Source organism: Sphingobium sp. GW821-FHT02B05 (assembly GCF_059421905.1).
Window position 1 is genome coordinate 567,013 of sequence record NZ_JBWKVW010000001.1, and the last position, 20,571, is coordinate 587,583.

The 20,571-nt window shown below is 64.6% G+C and carries 21 protein-coding genes; 8 read left to right on the forward strand and 13 right to left on the reverse strand.

Annotated features, from left to right (window positions below):
• The first annotated feature begins 6 nt into the window (after positions 1 to 6).
• Complete coding sequence (locus AC07UX_RS02925; protein ID WP_495190509.1) at positions 7 to 684, forward strand: hypothetical protein; 678 nt, start codon at positions 7 to 9, stop codon at positions 682 to 684.
• A 44-nt stretch (positions 685 to 728) separates the two neighbouring features.
• Positions 729 to 1,193, forward strand: a complete 465-nt coding sequence (locus tag AC07UX_RS02930; protein ID WP_495190510.1) for an EF-hand domain-containing protein — start codon at positions 729 to 731, stop codon at positions 1,191 to 1,193.
• A gap of 25 nt (positions 1,194 to 1,218) precedes the next feature.
• On the opposite strand, the gene trmFO is transcribed toward AC07UX_RS02930, so the two are convergent.
• Together trmFO and AC07UX_RS02940 are read right to left on the reverse strand one after the other, a co-directional pair.
• A complete protein-coding gene (trmFO, locus tag AC07UX_RS02935) occupies positions 1,219 to 2,562 on the reverse strand; it encodes a methylenetetrahydrofolate--tRNA-(uracil(54)-C(5))-methyltransferase (FADH(2)-oxidizing) TrmFO (protein ID WP_495190511.1) in 1,344 nt (447 codons plus the stop codon).
• 27 nt (positions 2,563 to 2,589) lie between these two features.
• On the reverse strand, positions 2,590 to 3,903 hold the full coding sequence (locus tag AC07UX_RS02940) for a dicarboxylate/amino acid:cation symporter (protein WP_495190512.1): 1,314 nt from the start codon (positions 3,901 to 3,903) through the stop codon (positions 2,590 to 2,592).
• A gap of 192 nt (positions 3,904 to 4,095) precedes the next feature.
• Between AC07UX_RS02940 and AC07UX_RS02945 the strand changes: the two genes are divergently transcribed.
• Entirely contained in the window at positions 4,096 to 5,463 is a 1,368-nt protein-coding gene (locus tag AC07UX_RS02945) for a M20/M25/M40 family metallo-hydrolase (RefSeq protein WP_495191771.1), read from the forward strand.
• Between the two features lie 38 nt (positions 5,464 to 5,501).
• Here the strand turns inward: AC07UX_RS02945 and leuA are convergent, their stop codons facing one another.
• From leuA to miaA, 8 genes are all read right to left on the reverse strand, one after another.
• Positions 5,502 to 7,175: a 2-isopropylmalate synthase gene (leuA, locus tag AC07UX_RS02950; protein ID WP_495190513.1), complete on the reverse strand. Its 1,674-nt coding sequence runs from the start codon at positions 7,173 to 7,175 to the stop codon at positions 5,502 to 5,504.
• Positions 7,176 to 7,408: 233 nt separating this feature from the next.
• Positions 7,409 to 8,035, reverse strand: a complete 627-nt coding sequence (locus AC07UX_RS02955) for a YceI family protein (protein WP_495190514.1) — start codon at positions 8,033 to 8,035, stop codon at positions 7,409 to 7,411.
• Between the two features lie 18 nt (positions 8,036 to 8,053).
• A complete protein-coding gene (locus tag AC07UX_RS02960) occupies positions 8,054 to 8,671 on the reverse strand; it encodes a YceI family protein (protein WP_495190515.1) in 618 nt (205 codons plus the stop codon).
• Positions 8,672 to 8,818: 147 nt separating this feature from the next.
• Positions 8,819 to 9,838 carry a ketol-acid reductoisomerase gene (gene ilvC / locus AC07UX_RS02965; RefSeq protein ID WP_495190516.1) on the reverse strand — a complete coding sequence of 340 codons (1,020 nt, stop codon included), beginning with the start codon at positions 9,836 to 9,838 and terminating at the stop codon, positions 8,819 to 8,821.
• Between the two features lie 81 nt (positions 9,839 to 9,919).
• The gene (gene ilvN, locus AC07UX_RS02970) at positions 9,920 to 10,435 is read right to left on the reverse strand and encodes an acetolactate synthase small subunit (RefSeq protein ID WP_495190517.1); all 516 of its coding nucleotides are present in this window, start codon (positions 10,433 to 10,435) and stop codon (positions 9,920 to 9,922) included.
• Entirely contained in the window at positions 10,435 to 10,809 is a 375-nt protein-coding gene (locus AC07UX_RS02975) for a hypothetical protein (RefSeq protein WP_495190518.1), read from the reverse strand. The genes ilvN and AC07UX_RS02975 overlap by 1 nt, the downstream gene beginning before the upstream one ends.
• 10 nt (positions 10,810 to 10,819) lie before the next feature.
• Positions 10,820 to 12,571: an acetolactate synthase 3 large subunit gene (locus tag AC07UX_RS02980; RefSeq protein ID WP_495190519.1), complete on the reverse strand. Its 1,752-nt coding sequence runs from the start codon at positions 12,569 to 12,571 to the stop codon at positions 10,820 to 10,822.
• Positions 12,572 to 12,683: 112 nt separating this feature from the next.
• The gene (miaA, locus tag AC07UX_RS02985) at positions 12,684 to 13,628 is read right to left on the reverse strand and encodes a tRNA (adenosine(37)-N6)-dimethylallyltransferase MiaA (RefSeq protein WP_495190520.1); all 945 of its coding nucleotides are present in this window, start codon (positions 13,626 to 13,628) and stop codon (positions 12,684 to 12,686) included.
• Here miaA and serB point away from each other — a divergent pair.
• The 3 genes from serB to AC07UX_RS03000 all read left to right on the forward strand — a co-directional run bounded on the left by serB (position 13,627) and on the right by AC07UX_RS03000 (position 16,479).
• Positions 13,627 to 14,505 (forward strand): phosphoserine phosphatase SerB, encoded by an 879-nt coding sequence (serB, locus tag AC07UX_RS02990; protein ID WP_495190521.1) that lies wholly within the window; start codon positions 13,627 to 13,629, stop codon positions 14,503 to 14,505. The two genes, miaA and serB, sit on opposite strands and share 2 nt — an antisense overlap.
• Positions 14,506 to 14,659: 154 nt before the next feature.
• On the forward strand, positions 14,660 to 14,917 hold the full coding sequence (locus tag AC07UX_RS02995; protein ID WP_495190522.1) for a hypothetical protein: 258 nt from the start codon (positions 14,660 to 14,662) through the stop codon (positions 14,915 to 14,917).
• Between the two features lie 68 nt (positions 14,918 to 14,985).
• Positions 14,986 to 16,479, forward strand: a complete 1,494-nt coding sequence (locus tag AC07UX_RS03000; RefSeq protein ID WP_495190523.1) for a L,D-transpeptidase family protein — start codon at positions 14,986 to 14,988, stop codon at positions 16,477 to 16,479.
• A gap of 10 nt (positions 16,480 to 16,489) precedes the next feature.
• Here AC07UX_RS03000 and AC07UX_RS03005 read toward each other — a convergent pair whose 3' ends face one another.
• The 3 genes from AC07UX_RS03005 to AC07UX_RS03015 form a co-directional block, all read right to left on the reverse strand.
• Entirely contained in the window at positions 16,490 to 16,900 is a 411-nt protein-coding gene (locus AC07UX_RS03005; RefSeq protein ID WP_495190524.1) for a Rap1a/Tai family immunity protein, read from the reverse strand.
• An 80-nt stretch (positions 16,901 to 16,980) separates the two neighbouring features.
• A complete protein-coding gene (gene ruvX, locus AC07UX_RS03010; RefSeq protein ID WP_495191772.1) occupies positions 16,981 to 17,454 on the reverse strand; it encodes a Holliday junction resolvase RuvX in 474 nt (157 codons plus the stop codon).
• Between the two features lie 46 nt (positions 17,455 to 17,500).
• Complete coding sequence (locus AC07UX_RS03015; protein WP_495190525.1) at positions 17,501 to 18,619, reverse strand: DUF3089 domain-containing protein; 1,119 nt, start codon at positions 18,617 to 18,619, stop codon at positions 17,501 to 17,503.
• Positions 18,620 to 18,755: 136 nt separating this feature from the next.
• Between AC07UX_RS03015 and gatC the strand changes: the two genes are divergently transcribed.
• Both gatC and gatA read left to right on the forward strand, forming a co-directional pair.
• Positions 18,756 to 19,043 carry an Asp-tRNA(Asn)/Glu-tRNA(Gln) amidotransferase subunit GatC gene (gene gatC / locus AC07UX_RS03020; RefSeq protein WP_120249709.1) on the forward strand — a complete coding sequence of 96 codons (288 nt, stop codon included), beginning with the start codon at positions 18,756 to 18,758 and terminating at the stop codon, positions 19,041 to 19,043.
• Positions 19,043 to 20,527 (forward strand): Asp-tRNA(Asn)/Glu-tRNA(Gln) amidotransferase subunit GatA, encoded by a 1,485-nt coding sequence (gatA, locus tag AC07UX_RS03025; RefSeq protein ID WP_495190526.1) that lies wholly within the window; start codon positions 19,043 to 19,045, stop codon positions 20,525 to 20,527. The genes gatC and gatA overlap by 1 nt, the downstream gene beginning before the upstream one ends.
• Positions 20,528 to 20,571: the final 44 nt, after the last annotated feature.

A 20,571-nucleotide genomic window follows, 5' to 3' on the forward strand; every position in this document is an offset into this window, starting at 1 on the left:
TGCGCGATGAGCCTGACCGAAGAGGCGTTGCCGCCGTTGGCGATATTGCTGAGCGCGCATGCGAGCGTTGGACAGGGGGATCGGCACCGGGCGCTCTGGGCGTTCGACGCGCGGTTGGCGAAGGTGGCGCGGACCACCAGCGAAGCGATGATCGGGCAGATGCGCCTGGCCTGGTGGAATGACGTCATCGACGACGCGGCCGGCGTGAAGGGGCTGAACGTGAAGGGGCAGGGCGAGCCGGTGGTCGATGCGATGCGGGCGACCGGCGCGATACGCGCGCCCGGACTGTCGGCGCTGATCGACGGTTGGGAAGTGCTGGTGGTCGAGCCGGAAATCGACCTGCCGGGCCTGAGCGACTATGCGGCCGGGCGCGGCGGTGGCCTGTTTCGGGCGCTTGCCGATGCTTCGGAGGCGCCGGATTGGCTGACGGCGGCGGGACAGGTCTGGGCGTTGTGGGATCTGGCGGGGCATGTCGCGGATGAGGCGCTGGCCAAGGCTGCGATCGAACTGGCGCAGGCCATATTGCCACAGGTGGAGGATGCGCGCTGGACGCGGGACTTAAAGCCGCTGCGTATCGCCTTCACTCTGGCGCGTCAGGATGTGCTGGACGGGCGCGGGGCGCCGACCGGGATATCGCGGGCGCTGGCCTGGCGATTGCTGCGAATCGCGCTTGTAGGGCGCTAGATTGTCAGGATAGGCTGGCGCCTGCTTGATCGGAGGAGCGCGGCATGGGGCGATTGCTGGCGGGCGGCATGGCAGCGCTGTTGCTGGTCGCAGGCGGATTATTTTGGTGGCAGGGGCGGGCGGACAATGCGCCGGTGCCCCAACTGGCCGCCGCACCGCCACCGCCGCCCGAAGTCGAGAGCCTGCCCGAAGGCGACCCTGATGCCGTCGGCGATGCGCCCCCCATGCCGGGAGAGGCCAGTCCTCAGAGCCGGGAGCAGAAGCGCTTCGCCCGCTACGATCGCAATCGCGACGGCGTCATCACCCGCGTCGAGATGTTGGGCAGCCGGACCAGGGCGTTCAAGGCGCTCGACAAGGATGGCGACAATCTGTTGTCGTTCGAGGAATGGGCGGTGGCGACTGCGGACCGGTTCGGCGTGGCGGATGCCGACAAGGATGGCAAGCTGACCCCGGCCGAGTTCGCGGCTACCGCGCCCAAGCGCGCGGCCAAGGCCAGATGCAAATGCTAGGGCTGAAACCGACCGGATCTGTGCGTTATGCGATCTCCATATCCCCCATCCACACCCCGAAGGAAGCGCGGGCGCGGGCGGTATAGGCTTCCTTGCGGCTCTTCTTCTTCACATCCGCCAGCGTCGGGAACAGGCCGAAATTGACGTTCATCGGCTGATAGTCCGCCGTTTCCACATTGCCCGTCACATGGCCGAGCAGCGCGCCCAGCGCCGTATCGGCCGGCGGCGGGGTCAATTCGCGACCCAGTAGTTCGGCGGCGGCGAAACGCCCGGCGATGAGGCCGATCGCGGCGCTCTCCACATAGCCTTCGCAGCCGGTCATCTGTCCGGCAAAGCGGATATGCGGGGCGCTTTTCAGGCGCAGCGTCGGGTCGAGCAGCTTGGGGCTCTGGATGAAGGTATTGCGATGCAGGCCGCCCAGCCGCGCAAACTCCGCCTTTTCAAGGCCGGGGATGGTGCGGAACAATTCGACCTGCGCGCCATGTTTCAGCTTGGTCTGGAAACCGACCATGTTCCACAGCGTCCCGCTGGCATTGTCCTGCCGCAACTGCACCACGGCATAGGGCCAGCGGCCGGTGCGCGGATTGTCCAGCCCCATCGGCTTCATCGGTCCATGGCGCAGCGTTTCGGGCCCGCGTGACGCCATCACCTCGATCGGCATGCAGCCTTCGAAATAGGGGGTACTGGATTCCCATTCCTTGAACTCGGTCTTTTCGCCGTCGAGCAACCCCTGGACGAAGGCCTGATACTGGTCCTTGTCCATCGGGCAGTTGATATAATCCTTGCCCTCGCCACCGCCCGGACCGATCTTGTCCCAGCGATTGGCCATCCAGCACTGGTCCATGTCGATGCTGTCATGATGGATGACGGGGGCGATCGCGTCGAAGAACGCCAGATGCTCCATGCCCGCCGCCTGGCCGATGCTCTGCGCAAGGCCGGGCGCGGTCAGCGGCCCGGTGGCGATGATGGTCATGCCCTCGGTCGGCACCATGTCGATCCGCTCACGCACGATCTCCACATTGGGATGATCGGCCAGCGCGCGGGTGACGGCGTCGGAGAAGACATGGCGATCAACCGCCAGTGCGGAGCCGGCGGGCACCTTGGCCGGTTCGGCACTGGCCATGATGAGCGATCCCAGGCGCCGCATTTCCTGATGCAGCAGGCCTACGGCATTCTTGTCCGCATCGTCGGACCGGAAGCTGTTAGAACAGACCAGTTCCGCAAGGCCATCCGTCTGGTGTGCGGGCGTCGTATCCCCGCCGCCGCGCATTTCGGACAGGCGAACCTTGATGCCGGCCTGCGCCAATTGCCATGCCGCTTCGGTACCGGCCATGCCGCCGCCGATGATGTGAACCTGATGCTGTGTCATGGGGCCGTCCATGGTCCCACGCGCGCGTCAGGTCAACGCTTGTTCGCCGGTCGGATCGGGAGCGCCATAATAGGCGGCCTCGTCCAAAATCCCCTCACGCTTAGCGACGATCACCCCGACCAGCACCTGACCCGCGACGTTGACAGCCGTGCGGCCCATGTCGAGGATCGGGTCGATGGCAAGCAGCAGGCCCACGCCCGCCAGCGGCAGGCCGAGGGTGGATAGGGTGAGGGTGAGCATGACGATCGCTCCCGTCAGCCCCGCCGTCGCAGCCGACCCCAGGACCGAGACGAAGACGATCAGCGCATAGTCGATAGCGTGCAGCGGCAGGCCGTAGAAGTTCGCGACGAAAATGGCGGCAAGCGCGGGGTAGATCGATGCGCAGCCATCCATCTTGGTGGTGGAAGCGAGCGGAATGGCGAAGGCCGCATAGCCCCTGTCGACGCCCAGCCGTTCGGTCACGGCTTCGGTAACGGGCAGGGTGCCGACCGACGATCGCGACACGAAACCCAGTTGGATTGCCGGCCACGCCTTGGCAAAGAAGGGGCCGGGTTTCAGGCCATTGGCGATCAGCAGCAGCGGATAGACGACCAGTAGCACCAGCGCGAGGCCGAGATAGATGGCGGCGGTGAAGGTGCCAAGCTGTGCCAGCGCGCTCCAGCCATAGGTGGCGATGGCGGTGCCGATCAGCGCGGCCGAGCCGATCGGCGTCAGGCGGATCACCCAGCCCAGTATCGCGCGCACCACGGCCAGCAGCGAACGGACGAAGCCGAGAAAGGCATCGGCCTTTTCCCCGACCTTCAAGGTGGCAAGGCCGACCGCGATCGAAATGACCAGCAATTGCAGGATGTTGAAGCTGATGCTGGTGGATGCGCTGCCATCCGTGATCTTGGTGCCGGCTGACAGCGCCAGGCTGTTGCCGGGGACCAGGCCCTTCAGGAAATCGAGCCAGCCGCCCATGCTGTCACTCTTGCCCATGGGCAAAGCCGCGCCTTGCAGGCCGGCGCCTGGCTGGACGATGACGCCGATGGCGATGCCGATGGCGACCGCGATCAGGGCGGTGATGGCGAACCAGAGCAGGGTCTGTCCGGCGAGGCGCGCTGCATTGTCGAGCGCACGCAGGTTGGCGATCGATGCGACGATCGCGGCGAAGACCAAGGGCGGGACGATCGCCTTCAGCAGCGACACGAAGATGGAGCCCACCGTCTTGAGCGTGGTCGCCAGCCAGTTGAGGTCGCCATCCGGCCCTGCGCCCATCTGGCGCGCGAGGAGGCCCAGCAACAGGCCCACGACCATGCCGGCCAGCACCTGAAATCCGAAACTGCGATAGTTGATGGCCATGGGTATCGATCCTGTAGGCGTTTTGACGCGCAATATGGGAACCGGCGCTCCGATTGCGCGCAAGCAATTCTTTCAGGGGGATGCAACGCGGATAAGGTGGTCCTCTTTCCGCTTACGACCGGTCAAACGCATTGGCCCGGCTGATCCGCTATGCCAGATATGACGGATCAATCCATCCGGGAGTTTCAATATATGATGATGCGCGGCGCAATAATGGGGATGGCATTGCTGGCAGCGCCGCAAGCCGTGCAGGCGGCGGCCGATGCGGGCGTGGCCAAGGACATCCTCATGCGCTCCGTAGCGATGAAGACGGTGCAGGGCGAGGGGCAGGTGCCCAAGTTGGCGGCCTATTATGCCGGGGTGCTGAAAAGCGCGGGCTTTGCCGACGCGGATGTCGTCATCACGCCGATGGGTGAGACGGCGACCCTGACCGCGACGATCAAGGGCAGCGATCCGAAGCTGAAAGCCCTGGGCCTGATCGGTCATATGGACGTCGTTGCGGCGGACCGGGCGGACTGGACCCGCGATCCCTTCGTGCCGGTGGAGGAGCATGGCTATATTTTCGGGCGCGGGTCGGAGGACAATAAATATGATGTCGCGATGATGGTCGCGACCATGGCGCAGCTGAAAAAGGAAGGCTGGAAACCGCGCCGGTCGGTCATCCTGATCCTGTCGGGGGACGAGGAAACCGACATGGTGACGACCAAGGCATTGTCGCAGCAATATAAAGATCTGGAACTGCTGCTGAACGGCGATGGCGGTGGCGGGCTGCTCAATGACGAGGGCAAGCCGGTACTGTACCAGTTGCAGGCCGGAGAGAAGAGCTATGCCGATTTCGAATTCGCCTTCACGGATGCTGGCGGCCATTCGAGCGCACCGACGCCGGGCAATCCGATCTATCGCATGGCCAGGGCAATCGATGCGATCGCGGCGTATAAATTCCCGCCGATGCGCAACGAATTGACCAAGGCGTCGCTGGCGCTGTCCGCCGACCGGATCGGCGGCGAGGTGGGGCAGGCGATGAAGCGCTATGCCCAGAGCGGCGATGCGGCGGCGGCGGACCTGCTGTCCACCCGCCCGGAATTTATCGGGCAGGTGCGCACCACCTGCGTCGCGACCATGGCGCAGGCGGGCCATGCGCTCAACGCCTTGCCGCAAAGCGCGAAGGTCAGCGTCAATTGCCGCATCTTTCCCGGCGTCAGCATCGAAGATGTGAAGGCGCAACTGGTGAAGGTGGTGAATGACGCCAGCGCCACGGTGAAGACGCTGGGCGATCCGCTGGCGAGCGATGCGTCACCCCTGCGCGGGGATGTGATGCGGGCGGTGCGCGGTGCCGTGCTGGCCCGTTCGCCGGGCATCGCGGTGATGCCCGGCATGTCGGCGGGCGCTACCGACAGCCTCTATTTCCGCGCTTTGGGCGTGCCCAGCTATGGCGTGTCCAGCCTGTTCATGAAGGCGGAAGACGGCTTTGCCCATGGGCTGAACGAACGGGTGCCGGTGGCGGGAATCCCGGAATCGCTGGAGCAGTGGGACAGGGTGGTCCGGGCCTTGGCACGGTAGGTCAGTCTGGACCCCGGCCTGCGCCGGGGAGCAGTCTGTTAGCCCCGTACGGCAATCCCGTTGGCGGCGGACAACACGGCCTTGACCGAAGCCGTCGCAACGTCGCTGTCGGTGCCCACGCCGAAGACCGTACGGCCATCGGGCGTGCGGCATTCGACATAGGCGGCGGCGTTTACGTCGCTGCCGGCGCCGATCGCATGTTCGCTATAGTCCGCAATTTCGAGCTGTACGCCGAACTCGTCGCGCAGCGCGGCCAGCACCGAGGAAAGCAGGCCGTTGCCGCGCCCGGAAATGGAACGCTCGACGCCTTCATGCGCGATCTTGCCGGTGAAGATGCGGTCGCCCGCCGTGCCGCTTTCATGATAGTCGATCAGGCTATAGGCCTGGTCGCCGGTCAGGCAATAATGCGTTTCGAACGCTTCCCCGATATCGGCGGCGTTGAGTTCGCGGCTCGACTGGTCGGCCAGGCCCTGCACCACCTTGGAGAAGTCTGCCTGCATCCGCTTGGGCAGTTTGTAACCCTTGTCCTGTTGCAGCACCCAAGCGACGCCGCCCTTGCCCGATTGCGAATTGACGCGGATCACCGCTTCATAGTCCCGGCCCAGATCCTTGGGGTCGATCGGCAGATAGGGGACGTTCCAGAACAGGTCGTTGCGCGCTTCCTGCGCGGCAAAGCCCTTCTTGATCGCATCCTGATGGCTGCCGGAGAAAGCGGTGAACACCAGTTCACCGGCATAGGGATGGCGCGGGTGGACGGGCAGCTGGTTGCAATATTCGACGGTCTGGATGACTTCGTCGATGTCGCTGAAGTCCAGTTCCGGATTGATACCCTGCGTGTACATGTTCAGCGCAACGGTCACCAGATCGCAATTGCCGGTGCGTTCGCCATTGCCGAACAGGCAGCCTTCGACGCGGTCGGCGCCGGCCATGATGCCCAGTTCGGCCGCGGCGACCCCGGTGCCGCGATCATTATGGGTGTGCAGCGAAATCACCACGCTGTCGCGCTTGGAGATATTGCGGCAGATCCATTCGATCTGGTCGGCATAGATATTGGGCGTCGCGCACTCGACGGTGGCGGGCAGGTTCAGGATCAGCGGCAGTTCCGGCGTGGGCGCAAGAATTTCCATCACCGCCTCGCAACATTCCAGGCTGAAATCCAGTTCGGCGGTGGAGAAGGTTTCGGGCGAATATTCGAAATGCCAATCGGTGTCGGGCTGCTTGGCGGCATTGTCGCGCAGCAGCTTGGCCGCGTGGATTGCGATGTCGCGGATCTGCGGCCGTTCCATCTGGAACACGATGTTCCGCCAGGCGGGCGAGATCGCGTTATAGACATGGACGATGGCCTGTTTCGCGCCGCGCAGGCTTTCGAAAGTGGTGGCGATCAGGTCTTCGCGCGCCTGCGTGAGTACCTGCGGCATGACGTCGTCGGGGATCGCGCCGTCGCGGACCAGCCCGGAAATGAAGTCGAATTCGGTCGCGCCGGCGGCCGGGAAGCCGACCTCGATCTCCTTCACGCCGACCTTGAGCAGCAGGTCGAAGAAGCGGCGCTTCTTTTCCGCGTTCATGGGGTCGATCAGCGACTGGTTGCCGTCGCGCATGTCGGTGGACAGCCAGCGGGGTGCCTTGGTGATGACGTTCGACGGCCATTGGCGGTTGGGCAGGTCCACCTGAGGGAAGGCGCGATATTTTTGTGCGGGATCGGTCAGCATCATGGGATCAAACTACTTCCTGACACGGAGCGCGCATATGGGCGCTTCCGGGGTACGACTTGACTGTGATGAATGCCCTTAGGCGGATCGACGCTGCCCTTAGCCGGAAGGCAGCACAAAAGCCACGCCTAAGGGCGTGTAAGTCGTAGCAGGGTAAGAAGCGAGACGCGCTGCATGATGCCGCCCCTTAACCCTTTTCGGGGGCGCGGGTAAAGATGTTTCTGTCGCACAGCCGTTCAGCCGCGACGGAATATTGCGTCGATGGTCAGTTCCACATGGTCGGACACGAAGGGACGACCGAAACCCATGCCATAATGGCTGCGCTCCACCGTCATGGTGCCGGTGAAATGCAGCACCGAAAGGCCCGGCGCTTCATCCGGGGTCGTGCCGACCAGTCGAACGGAGAGGGTGACGGGGCGGGTCTGCCCGTGCATGGTGAGTTGGCCGGGAACCGGGCTCGCGGCATCGCCGCCGACCAGTGGCGCGTCCTGCGCCGTAAAGCGGATGATCGGATATTCGCGCATGGCAAAGAAGCTGTCGCCCTTCAGCATCGCATCGGTGGACGAGTCGCCCGTGGTCAGCTTCTCGACCGGGAAGCGCACGTCCACGCTGGCGCGGTCGGGCCGGGCGGGGTCGATGACGACGCTGCCTTCAGGGGCAAGGAAGTCGCCCTCATAACTGCCGACCAGCGCCTTTACGCGGAAATGGACCTTGGTCGCTTCGCTATCGACCGCATAGCGACCGGGGGCATAGAGCGCCGCCCGCACTGTGGGCGCGGGCGGCGGCACGATGGGTGGCGCGGCGGTCGCCGGCACGAGCGCGATCATGCTGGAAAGCAGAGCGAACCGTGCCGGCAGGCGCATCGCGCTTACTTCTGGCCGTTACTTCTGAAACGCGGCGATGATCTTTAGCTCCACCGCGTCACCGACGACCGGCACCGCCATGCCCATGCCGAAATCGCTGCGCTTGATCGTGCCGGTGGCGACGAAGCCGATATTTTCCTTCTTGTTCATCGGGTTCGCGCCGGCGCCGTAAAATTCGGCGTCCAGAGTCACGGGCTTGGTGATGCCCTTGATCGTCAGGTTGCCGGTGATGGTCGCGCCGGTCGGGCCGTCGGTCTTCACGCCGGTCGACACGAAGGTCGCCTTGGGGAATTTGGCGACGTCGAAAAATTCGGGCTTGGCCAGATGCTCGTTCAGCGCGGGGATGCCGGTGGTGAGGTTGGCGATCGGGACGTCGATCGACACCTTGGACGCGGCGGGGTTGGCCTTGTCCAGGGTCAGCGTGCCGGTGGGCTGCGCGATCACGCCCATATTGTTGGTGAAGCCCATATGGTCATAGGCAAAGACGATCTGGGTGTGGCTGGGTTCGACCTGATAGGTGCCGCCGGTGACCTTGGCGACATCCTTGGTGCCGGGGGCGGCGGCACCCTGGGCGATGACGACGCTGCCGCCGGCAATGGCGATCAGGGCGGCGGCGGGGATCAGAAATTTCTTCATGAGACAGACTCTCCGTAAAACGCTCAAGGGGCGCAGCTTGAATAAGCCACGCCCCTCGATTGCGCCAGAGCCGTAAGCGGAAACGGATCGTTCCCGCTTACGCTGTCTGCTCCCCTCCCGTTCAAGGGAGGGGCTATTTTGCAGCCGTCAGTTCTTGTCCTTGTTCACCAGCTTGTTGGCGCCGATCCAGGGCATCATGGCGCGCAACTTTTCACCGGTCTGTTCGATCGGGTGACGCTTGGCGGCGATGCGGCTGGCCTTCAGCTCCGGCTGGCCGGCGCGGTTGTCCAGGATGAAGTCCTTGACGAACCGACCCGACTGGATGTCGGCCAGAACGCGCTTCATTTCCTTCTTGGTTTCTTCGGTGATGATGCGCGGGCCGGTCTTGATGTCGCCATATTCTGCGGTGTTCGATATCGAATAGCGCATGTCTGCGATGCCGCCTTCATACATCAGGTCGACGATCAGCTTCAGTTCGTGCAGACATTCGAAATAGGCCATTTCCGGGGCATAGCCCGCTTCGACCAGCGTTTCGAAACCGGCCTGGACCAGCGCGGTCGCGCCGCCGCACAGCACGGCCTGCTCGCCGAACAGGTCGGTTTCGCATTCTTCGCGGAAGTTGGTTTCGATGATGCCGCTGCGACCGCCGCCGACGCCGCTGGCATAGGACAGGGCGATGTCATGGGCGTTGCCGGTCGCGTCCTGATGGACGGCGATCAGGCAAGGGACGCCGCCGCCGCGCTGATATTCGCCGCGGACGGTGTGGCCAGGGCCCTTGGGCGCGATCATGATGACGTCGATGTCGGCCGGCACTTCGATCAGGCCGAAATGGATGTTCAGGCCATGGGCGAAGGCGAGCGCGGCGCCGGGGCGCAGATTGCCCTTGATGTCGGCTTCATAGATGGCGGCCTGATGCTCGTCGGGCGCCAGGATCATCAGCACGTCGGCCCACTGGGCGGCTTCCTTGTTCGGCAGAACCTTGAAGCCTGCGCCTTCGGCCTTCTTGGCGCTGGGCGAACCGGGGCGCAGCGCGATCGCGACTTCGGCGACGCCGCTGTCACGCAGATTCTGCGCATGGGCGTGGCCCTGCGAACCATAGCCCAGGATGGCGACCTTCTTGCCCTTGATCAGGCCGATGTCCGCGTCGTGATCGTAATAAACCTTCATGGATATTCCCCTTCTCGTCCTCCCATGCGGGAGGCGTTAGACATTCATGGTGGATGATGCCGCCCGGACGGACGGCGTGAATTAATTCGCTTCCTTGCCCCGGATCAGGCCGACGACGCCGGTGCGGCCCACTTCGACCAGGCCGATCTGCCGCATCAGGCCGACGAAATTGTCGATCTTGTCGGTCGTGCCGGTGATTTCGAAGATGAAGCTTTCGATCGTCGTATCGACCACCTTGGCGCGGAACACGTCGGCCAGGCGCAGCGCCTCGATCCGGTCCTCGCCCGTGCCGGCGACCTTCACCAACGCCAGTTCGCGCTCCACGAAGGGGCCGTTTTCCGTGAGGTCGGTCACCTTATGCACCGGCACCAGCCGGTCGAGTTGCGCGATGATCTGGTCGATCACCTTGGGCGGGCCGTTGGTGACGATGGTGATGCGGCTGACGCCATGGTCCTGCGTGATGTCCGCCACGGTCAGGCTGTCGATATTATAGCCGCGCGCGGTGAACAGGCCCGCTATGCGCGCCAATATGCCCGCCTCGTTCGAAACGGTCAGCGACAGGACGTGCCGCTGGCTGAGTTCTTCCTGGATGTGCATCAGATGGTCGTCCCGTTATCCGTATCTTCGTGCCGGTCATGGCCGTCTTCATCGGCCTTGTCGTGGCGCTGTGAAATCATGGCGGCGAAGGCGAAGTGCCAGCCGCCGTCCTGGGCGTGGGCGAGGCGGACGGGGAAGCCCGCCACAGCGTCGAACATGCGCGTGAGCTGTTCTCCGACATAACGAGGGCTGACCAGCAGGGTGCCGATATGCCGACCGTTAAAGTCGAACCCGGCGTCCAGATGCACTTCCCATTCTTCATTGTCCGGATCGGCATGGTCGATGGTCCAGCCGTGGATTTCGGCGGTGCCGGCGATCCTTTCGAAATCCCACGGCTCCGTCACATGGATGCGAAGTTTCAGATGCCGGGTCACAGCTTCACCTTCAGACCAGAGCCTTTGCCTCGTCGGACATCACGCCCTCCACCTGGCTGGGGTCGAGCAGCATGTCGGTGTGCGCCGCGCCCGATGGGATCATCGGGAAGCAGTTCGACATTTTCGCCACGCGGCAATCGACGATCACGGGGCCGTCCGTTTCCAGCATCTGGCGGATGCCCGCCTCCAGGTCCTGCGGCCCTTCGATGCGGATGCCGGTCCAGCCATAGGCCTCGCCCAGCTTCACGAAATCGGGCAGGCTGTCCGAATAGCTGTTGGAATAGCGGCTTTCATAGGTCAGTTCCTGCCATTGGCGGACCATGCCCATATATTCATTGTTCAGGATGAACAGCTTGACCGGCAGGCGATATTGGCTGGCGGTGCCCAGTTCCTGAATGTTCATCTGGACCGAGGCGTCGCCCGCGATGCAAATGCACAGGCTGTCGGGATTGCCCATCTGCGCACCGATGGCGGCGGGGAAGCCATAGCCCATGGTGCCAAGGCCACCCGATGTCAGCCATTTGTTGGGCGCATCGAAGCCGAAATGCTGGGCCGCCCACATCTGGTGCTGGCCCACTTCGGTCGTGATGATGACGTCCTTGCCGGTCGCCCTGGTCGCCGAATACAGGGCGGCGATCGCGCGCTGGGGCATGATCTCGACGCCGTTTTCGGCATAGTCGAGGCTGCGCTTGGCGCGCCAGCCCGCGATCCGCGCCCACCATTCGGTCAAATCGACCTTCTGGTGATTGCGCTGCTTCCACAGGGCGATGATGTCGTCCAGCGCGCTGCCGACATCGGCCACGATGGCGACGTCGACATCGACGATCTTGTTGATCGAGCTGCGGTCGATATCGATGTGGATCTTGCGGCTGTTGGGCGCGAAGGCGTCGAGCCGGCCGGTCACGCGATCGTCGAAGCGGGCGCCGACGCACAGGATCAGGTCCGCCTGGTTCATCGCCCAGTTGGCTTCATAGGTGCCGTGCATGCCCAGCATGCCCAGCCACTGGTCGGACGATGCGGGGAAAGCGCCCAGACCCATCAGGGTCGAGGTGACGGGCGCTCCGGTCAGCGCCGCCAGTTCGCGCAATAATGCGGTCGCCTGCGGCCCAGAATTGATGACGCCGCCGCCGGTATAGAGGATCGGGCGCTCGGCCGCGGCCAGCATTTCGACGGCTGCGTCGATGCCTGCCGCATCCGCCTTGGTCTGCGGGTGATAGCTGGCATGAACCTTCAGTTCCGGCCGGGCATAGGGCGCGGTCGCGATCTGGACGTTCTTGGGGATATCGACGACAACCGGGCCTGGGCGGCCGGTGGTGGCGATATGGAAGGCTTCGTGCACGACCTCGGCCAGCCTGGCCGGCGACTTCACCAGATAATTATGCTTGGTGCAGTGGCGCGTGATGCCGATCGTGTCCGCTTCCTGGAACGCATCCGTGCCGATCAGCTGCGTGGGCACCTGCCCCGTGATGACGACCATCGGGATCGAATCCATCAGCGCGTCGGTGATGCCGGTGACGGCATTGGTCGCGCCCGGACCGGACGTGACCAGAACGACGCCGGGCTTGCCGGTGGAGCGGGCATAGCCCTCCGCCATGTGGGTCGCGCCCTGTTCGTGGCGGACGAGCACATGCTTGATCGTGGGATGATTATAGAGCGCGTCATAAATGGGTAGCACCGCGCCACCCGGATACCCGAACACGACTTCGACGCCCAGATCGACCAGGCATTGAACCAATATGTCCGCGCCGCTCTTTTCGGCCACGATGATACTCCTGCGTTTGATGTAAATTCGTCGATACGGGCGTGCTTTGCGCCCGCATGCCTTTAATGGCAAGGCGCCTGCCTCTAGTGGACAGAAAATGACGGGTCAAGCGCTAATGTTGTAATTTAGTTGCTAATTCACCAATGATCTTATCATTAATGGCGCGGCCTTCGCGCGGCCAGCCGGCCGGGGGCTGATTGGTGAACCAGGTATATTGGCGCTTTGCATATTGGCGGGTGGCCAGGCTTCCTGCCGCGATAGCACTGTCCAACTCGCTGTCTCCGCGCAGATAGGCGGCGATATCCGGCACGCCGATGGCACGCATCACCGGCAAGTCGGGGTTGAGGTTGCGGGTGAGCAACCGGGCCACCTCCTCGATCGCGCCGGCCTCGACCATCTGGGCGAAGCGGCGGTCGCACCGCTCGATCAACCAGTCGCGCGGCGGGCGCAGGATCATCGGGGCGAGCGTGATCCGGCCGGCGATGCCGCCTTCCTTATGCTGCTGCCATTGCTTGAGCGGCGTGCCGGTCGATCGCACCACTTCGAGCGCGCGGGCGACGCGGGTGGTGTCGGCGGGCGCAAGGCGGGCGGCGGCTTCGGGGTCTTCGCGGGACAGGGCTGCGTGCGCCAGCGCCACCGGCAAGCCGCGGACGGTGGCGCGGATATCGGGGTCGATCTCCGGCACTGGGGCGATGCCGTCCAGCAGGGTGCGGATATACAGGCCGGTGCCGCCGACCAGCACCGGCAACCGGCCAGCATCATGGGCAGCGGCGATTTCCGCCTTTGCCTCGGCCGCCCAGCGCGGCGCGGTGCAGGCTTCCGCGCCGTCGATATGGCCGAACAGGCGGTGGGGAACATCGCCCATTTCCTCCGGCGAGGGGCGGGCGGACAGGATGGCGAGGTCGGCATAGACCTGGCTGGCATCGGCATTGATGACGACGCCCCCTGTCGCTTTGGCAAGGGCAATGGCCAGCGCGCTCTTGCCGCTGGCGGTCGGCCCGGCAATAAGCGCGACCCGTGGGCGGGATTCGCCGGTTTCTGGTTCGGAGTATGACATGTTCGTCGCGACCTTAGTGGCAAGTGGCTCGATCGGGCAGGGGGATATTGCGCTGGCGGTCGATCGGCTGCGCGATGCCGGCTGCCAGCCGGGCGATGTCGCATGGCTGGATCAGGACAAGGCCGCCGACATATTCTTCGCGGTCGATCCGGTCGCGGCCCGCGCGGCGCTGACCGGCGTGGGCGACAAGGTCGATGTGATCGTCCAGCCGGTGGAGGCGCGCGAGAAGACGTTGCTGATCGCCGACATGGACTCCACCATGATCACCGTCGAGTGCATCGACGAACTGGCCGACTATGCCGGAATAAAGCCGCAAATCGCCGAGATCACCGAACGGGCGATGCGCGGCGAACTGGATTTCGAAGGCGCGCTGCATGGGCGGGTCGCGCTGCTGAAGGGCTTGCCCGACAGCGCGATCGACCAGTGCCGTGCCGAGCGGGTCGTCATCATGGGCGGGGCCAAGGCGCTGGTCCGCACGATGAAGGCGCGGGGCGCGAAGACGCTGCTGGTGTCGGGCGGCTTTACGCGCTTTACCGGGCCGGTGGCACAAGAGATCGGTTTCGATGTGCATGTCGCCAATGTACTGGAGATTGCCGACGGCGCGCTGCTGGGCACCGTGACCAAGCCGATCGTGGATGCCGCGCGCAAGCGGACGGAACTGGAGGCGGCGATCGCAGGCGGCATCGACCGGGCGCTGACGCTGGCAGTGGGCGATGGCGCCAACGATATTCCGATGATCCAGGGCGCGGGATTGGGCGTCGCCTATCATGCCAAGCCCAAGACCCGCGAGGCAGCGGCAGCGGAAATCGTCCATGGCGACCTGTCGGTGCTGCTCTATGCGCAGGGCATCCCGTCGGCGCAATGGGTGGTTGCATAACGGACTGGCGCTGTTGCGGCACCGGTCGCCGTCATTTCGATACGGTAATGGATTGAATCCCGCCCTGGAACGTTAGCGTCGAGCCGCGCGGGTCGCGGCGAGATGTCTAACGGCGCAGGACGGCTTTGCCGCCCCCGGCGTACAGGGAGTGTATATGCAGTATAAATATCTGGCTTTGGCCGCTGGCGGGCTTCTGGCCCTGAGCGCCTGCTCCAAGAATGACGCGCCGGTGACGTCCGCACCGCCGGTCGGCCCCGGCGCCATCGCCGGCACGGTCGCGGCGGACCGCGACGGCGACGGCTATGTCGATGGCTATTACACCGCCGATGGCATCTATCATGCTGTTCAGGGTCCGCCTTGCCCGCCGCCACCCCCGCCGCCGGCGCCGTCGCGTCGAGGAGAACGCGGCTGATCCACGCAGCTTTTAGGGCGCGGCGACCATGTCGCGCCCACTCGCTCTTCGCTGCGCTGATCGCTGGGGTGCTGGTCACGGTCGCTACGCCTGCGCCCGTCGCCTTGGCGCAGGGCAATGCCGCCGCCGACGCCGCCAGGTCGAGCGTGGCCGCCGAAATCCGCGCGGGGGTCAGCGGCAAGTACAAGGATTTCTATGCCCCGCGCGGCTATTGGCCGCTCTGGGTGGAAAAAGATCGCATCGGGCCGCAGGCGGATGCGTTGCTGGCGCTGATCGCGCAGAGCGATGCCGACGGCCTCAACCCGCGCAGTTATGGCGGGCGCGACCTAGAGAAACTGATCGAGGCGGCAGATAGCGAAGGCACGCCCAAGGCGCTCGCCCGCGCTGATCTGGCCCTGTCGCGTGCCTTTGCCGATCTGGTTGCCGATATGCGCCGCCCGGCCAGAGGCGTGAAGATCCGTTATCTCGACCCCGAACTTGATACCAAGCCGCCTGGCCCGGCCGATATCGTGCGTGCGGCATCGCTCGCGCCGTCGCTGACCGACTATATCCAGTCCGCCGGATGGATGAGCCCGCTGTACATGCGGCTGCGTGCGGCGCGGGCGGGCTATATGGAGACATGGGGTGGGCTTCCTGCGGTACAAATCCCGCCGGATGTGAAGCTGCGCCCCGGTGGCAAGGTGCCGGAGATTGCACTGCTGCGCCATCGGATGGGGCTGAGCGACGGCGTCGCCTATGACAAGGCGCTGGTGGCGAAGGTGAAGGCGTTCCAGACCGACCACGGGCTGAAGCCCGATGGCGTGGCCGGCACGATGACGATCAGTGCGCTCAACGATGGGCCGGAGCGTTATGCGCATCTGCTGGCGATCAATATGGAGCGGGCGCGGCTGCTGCCCGGCCCATGGACCCGGCATGTGGTGGTGGATGCAGCGTCGGCCCGGCTCTATTATTACAGCAAGGGCGCGATGGACGGCACGATGAAGGTCGTGGCCGGCGCCAAGGAATCTCCGACGCCGCTGATGGCGGGGATGATCCGCTATGCGACGTTGAACCCCTATTGGAACATCCCGACCGACCTGGTCGAGCGCAAGGTCGCGCCCAAGATATTGGCGGGCGGGTCGCTCAAGGGGATGCGGTACGAGGCGCTGACCGACTGGACCGCCAACGCCGCGCCGCTGGCGCAGAGCGCGATCGACTGGCAGGCGGTGGCCGATGGGCAGAGCGAAGTGCGCGTGCGGCAATTGCCGGGCGGCAGCAACGCCATGGGGCGGATCAAGTTCATGTTCCCCAATGATCTGGGCATCTACCTGCACGACACGCCGCAACGCGACCTGTTCGCCAAGGAGGACCGCCATTACAGCAATGGCTGCGTCCGGCTGGAGGATGCGCAGCGGCTGGGTCGCTGGTTCTTCGGCAAGACGCCCACGAACGACAGCGACGCGCCGGAACAGCATGAGCCGCTGCCGCAGCCCGTGCCAGTCTATCTGACCTATCTCACCGCCGTGCCGACCGCGACCGGGGTGCAGTTCCTGCCCGATGTCTATGGGCGGGACGGGGACTAACTAACCCGCGCTACCGCTTCCTGCGCGCCGCCTTCTTCTTCGCTGTCGCCTTCTTCGGCGTCGTGCAGGGCCAGGCCTTGCGGGTGGCGGCGAAGACCTGGGAGGAGGCGGATTTCTTGCGGTCGATCGGGTTCCTGCTCAGATAGTTGACCGTGGTGGTGCGCAGTTCGTTGATCGTCACGCCGCCGGGCAGGCAGCTTTTGAGATTATTGGCTTCCCGTGTCGTGTTGAACGCATCCACTGCGCCGCTGATATAGCCCAGGCATTCATAGCTGCGCTCGAAATAATCCTTGCCGTTCTTGTCCGCCGTGCAGGCCGCGTAAAGTTCGTCCCCGCTGTAGAAGCCGGCGTTGGCAGCCGTGGGGACAAGGGAAGCCGCGGCGAGGATGGCGCAGCGGAAAAGGCGGGGGTGCATGTTCATATGTCTCTATCTCCAGCCTTGGTGCTATCTCGCCTGAGACCCCAGCCTGCAACGGGGTGACGGATGAATGAGGAAGAGTTTTACTCCAGCCCAGCGACCAGTCCGTCGATCGCGCCCTGCAATATGTAGCTGGCGGCGAGTTTGTCGACCAGTTCGTCACGGCGGGCGCGGCTGGCATCGGCTTCCAGCAGGGTGCGGGTGACGGCCTGCGTCGACCAGCGTTCGTCCCACAGCAGGACCGGGCAGCCTAGGTCGGCGACATTATGGGCGAAGGCGCGGCTCGATTGGCTGCGCGGACTGTTGCTGCCGTCCAGGTTGAGCGGCAGGCCGATGACGATGCCCCTCACCATCTGCTGCTCGATGAAGGCGGCCAGGCCGATCTTGTCCTTGCTGAACTTGCCGCGGGTGACGGTGTAGGCCGGACTGGCGATCGACCACTCCGCATCGCACAGTGCCAGGCCGATCGTCTTCGTGCCGACATCCATGCCGATCAGCCGCCCGCCCTGCGGCAGAGCCTTTCGAAAGGCGACGCGATCGGTGGTAACCAGTTTCATGGGTGCGCTAGTCATGAATGCGCCCTGTCATGTCCTGGGCCGCAAGTCACTTCTTTAGGAAGGCCGCCAGTCGTTTCTGTGCATCCTGCCGCACATTGCCCCAGAACAGGCTGTAGTCATAGACATGATAATTATTGCCCGGCAGCGTGAACGGCCCCATGTCGACCGGCTCCCCGATCATCAGCACGCCGCTGGTGTCGCAGCGCGCCGGCACGACGCCGGTGACCAGCTTGGGCAGCTGGCCCTGTTCGCGCGCGTCGAGCGTACCGATGTTGGCGCTGGCCGGGGCTGCGCCGTTGAACGCGCCGGTGATGGGGTTGGTGCAGAGCATGTGCGTGCCCTTGCGCGGGCGGCCGGTATAGCCTGTCTTGCGCTCGAAGCTTTCGACCACGGCAGACGGATCGGCCGGTTCGGCGTAGCTTTGCCAGCTGACGATGCAATGGGCCTGATCCTGCCGCGCGCAGGCAGGCAGGCCGAGCGCGGGCAGGTCCGCCTCCACCGATACCGGCCAGCCAACGACATAGGCGGCGACGACGCGGTCGGCGACGGGTTTGCCCTCCACCTGTTCGCGCAACAGCTGGAGCAGGTGGCGCGACCCCTGGCTGTGGCCGGCCAGGATCAGCGGGCCGGTGGGATTGGCCTTCAGGAAAGCGGCGAAGGCCTGGGCGACGTCGCGATAGGCGTCCGCCAGCGCCTTGTCGCCCGCAGGCTTGTCGGTCAGGAAGGCGCCGTAATTGGCTTGGCGATAGCGCGGCGCCCAGACGGTGCCGGCGGCATTGAAGGCGCTGGCCTGGCCCATGACGAAGCGGCGGGCGGTGGCATCGGCATCCTTGTCACCCAATCGGGCGTTCCAGTGGGCGTCGCCGAAGGTGGTGATATAGCTGGTCGGGTGGATGAAGAAGATGGCGGCCGGTTGTGCCGCGCGGGGCGTGGCCACGCCGGCCGGGGTCCAGAGCGCGACATTGTCCTTCACGATGTCGGGCCGGGCGATCCACATATCGGCAGCGTCATAGGCATTGGCGGGCAGCGGTTGCAGTTGCGCATAGGCTTCGCGCGGCACCATCACCATGCGGATGAGCTGCATCCCCCATATCCGGTAGATGAGCAGCGCCGCGATCACCAGCACGACCAGCGTTGCGATGACATAGAGGAATTTGCGGGCCACCCATGCTCTCCGAAATAATTGCGCCATGTCTGGCGCATGGGGCGGGCGGGCGCAAGGGGTGCTGCGAAACCGGACATGCGGGCGGCGTCTGCGAAACGCGCTTGAAGCGGACGGGCGTGGATGGTAGCGGCGGCCCATGTCGATAGACCTTCAGACCGTGAAAAAGATCGCCAGCCTCTCGCGCATTTCGGTGACCGACGCCGAAGCCGAAGCCATGGTGCCAGAATTCAACAACATCCTGGGCTGGGTGGAGCAACTGGGCGAGGTGGACGTCACCGGCGTAGAGCCGATGACGGCCGTCATCCCCAACCATCAACGGCTGCGCGTGGATGCCGTGACCGACGGCAATGTGCGCGACAAGGTGTTGGCCAATGCGCCGCAGGCCGAACATGGCTTCTTCGCGGTGCCCAAGGTGATCGAATAATGACGAATATTACTGATCTGACCGTTGCGGAAATCCGCGATGGTTTTCGCGCGGGCGATTTTTCGGCGCGCGAGGTGGCGGAAGGCTTCAACGCCAATGTCGCGGCCGCAAAGGCGCTGAACGCCTTCATCGTGGAAACCCCGGAAAAGGCGTTGGAAGCGGCCGATGCCGCCGACAAGGCAAAGGCGGCCGGTGAAACGCTGGGTGCCCTTTCCGGCGTGCCGATCGGCATGAAGGATCTGTTCTGTACGCAGGGCGTGCAGACGACCGCCGCTTCTCACATGCTGGAAGGTTTCGTGCCGACCTATGAATCGACCGTGTCGGGCAAGCTGTGGGCGGCGGGCGCGGGGATGCTGGGCAAGCTGAACCTGGACCAGTTCGCCATGGGATCGTCCAACGAGACGAGCTATTATGGCAATGTGATTTCGCCCTGGCGGCGGGCTGGCGGCGACAATGCTGCGCTGGCGCCGGGTGGGTCTTCGGGCGGGTCGTCGTCGGCGATTTCCGCGCGGCTGTGCCCTGCGGCGACCGGCACCGATACCGGCGGTTCGATCCGTCAGCCGGCGGCCTTCACCGGTATCAGCGGCATCAAGCCGACCTATGGACGCTGTTCGCGCTGGGGCATCGTCGCGTTCGCCTCGTCGCTGGACCAGGCCGGGCCGATGGCGCGCACGGTGCGCGACAATGCGATCCTGCTGGAGGTCATGGCGGGCTTCGACCCCAAGGATTCGACGTCGCTCGATCTGTCCGTTCCGCAGTGGGAAGCCGGGTTGTCGAGCGATCTGCGCGGCAAGACTGTCGGTATTCCCAAGGAATATCGCCCCGATGGCCTGAACGCCGAAATCGCCGCGATGTGGGATCGCGGTATCGCTTGGCTGAAGGACGCGGGCGCCGAAGTGGTCGAAGTGTCGCTGCCGCATACCAAATATGCGCTGCCGACCTATTATATCATCGCACCGGCCGAAGCATCCTCCAACCTCGCCCGCTATGATGGCGTGCGCTATGGCCAGCGCGACCTGCCCGATGGGGCGGGCTTGCAGGACATGTATGCCGCGACCCGCGCCGCCGGTTTCGGCCCGGAGGTCAAGCGCCGCATCATGATCGGCACCTATGTGTTGTCGGCGGGCTTCTACGACGCTTATTATACGCAGGCGCAAAAGGTCCGGGCGCTGATCGCGCGCGATTTCGAACTGGCGTTCGAAAAGTGCGACCTGCTGCTCACGCCGACCGCGCCGAGCGCGGCGTTCGCGCTGGGCGAGAAGCAGGCCGATCCGCTGGCCATGTATCTGAACGACGTCTTCACCGTGCCGGCTTCGTTGGCCGGACTGCCTGCGATGGCGGTGCCGGGCGGGCTGGATTCGGCCGGGCTGCCGATCGGATTGCAGATCATCGGCAAGGCGCTGGACGAGCAGACGGTGCTGAACGCAAGCCTCGCGATCGAGGAGCGTTCGGGCTTTGCGGCGCGGCCGGGCAAATGGTGGTAATGGCATGACCAAAGTGTTACCTTGGTAACACTGGAGACGTAACT